Source organism: Pseudoalteromonas sp. S1608, from assembly GCF_005887265.1.
Lineage (GTDB): Bacteria > Pseudomonadota > Gammaproteobacteria > Enterobacterales > Alteromonadaceae > Pseudoalteromonas > Pseudoalteromonas undina.
On sequence record NZ_PNDK01000081.1, the window covers coordinates 1 to 1140 of the forward strand.

Sequence of the window (1140 nt, forward strand, 5' to 3'; positions counted from 1 at the left end):
ATGGCAAAAGAAAAGTTTGAACGCGTAAAACCGCACGTAAACGTTGGTACAATCGGCCACGTTGACCACGGTAAAACTACACTAACTGCAGCAATCACTAACGTACTTGCAAAAGTATACGGCGGTGTTGCTAAAGATTTCGCATCAATCGATAACGCTCCAGAAGAGCGCGAGCGTGGTATCACAATCTCAACTTCACACGTTGAGTACGATACACCTACTCGTCACTACGCACACGTAGATTGTCCTGGTCACGCCGATTATGTTAAAAACATGATCACTGGTGCTGCTCAAATGGACGGCGCTATCTTAGTAGTTGCTGCGACTGACGGTCCTATGCCACAAACTCGTGAGCACATCCTACTTTCTCGCCAAGTTGGCGTTCCTTACATCGTTGTGTTCATGAACAAATGTGACATGGTTGATGATGAAGAGCTACTTGAGCTAGTAGAAATGGAAGTTCGTGAACTTCTTTCTGAATACGACTTCCCAGGTGATGACTTACCACTAATTCAAGGTTCTGCACTTAAAGCACTTGAAGGCGAAGAGCAATGGGAAGCTAAAATCGTAGAGCTTGCAGAAGCACTAGATTCTTACATTCCAGAGCCAGAGCGTGACATCGATAAGCCATTCATCATGCCTATCGAAGACGTTTTCTCAATCCAAGGTCGTGGTACTGTTGTAACTGGCCGTGTTGAAGCTGGTATCATCAACGTGAATGACGAAGTTGAAATCGTTGGTATCAAAGAGACTACTAAGTCTACTTGTACTGGTGTTGAGATGTTCCGTAAGCTTCTTGACGAAGGTCGTGCTGGTGAGAACATTGGTGCACTTCTACGTGGTACTAAGCGTGAAGACGTTGAACGTGGTCAAGTACTAGCTAAGCCTGGTTCAATCAACCCACACACAACATTCACTTCAGAAGTATACGTACTTTCTAAAGATGAAGGTGGTCGTCATACTCCATTCTTCAAAGGTTACCGTCCACAGTTCTACTTCCGTACAACTGACGTAACAGGTGACGTACAGTTACCAGAAGGCGTAGAAATGGTAATGCCTGGTGATAACGTTAAGATGACAGTAACTCTAATCGCGCCAATCGCGATGGATGAAGGTCTTCGTTTCGCTATCCGTGAAGGT

Annotated in this window: 1 protein-coding gene; it reads left to right on the top strand. The window is 45.1% G+C overall.

Annotated elements, in window-relative coordinates:
* The coding region (gene tuf / locus CWB75_RS18770) for an elongation factor Tu (RefSeq protein ID WP_138571428.1) at positions 1 to 1140 on the top strand (1140 nt) is incomplete at its 3' end.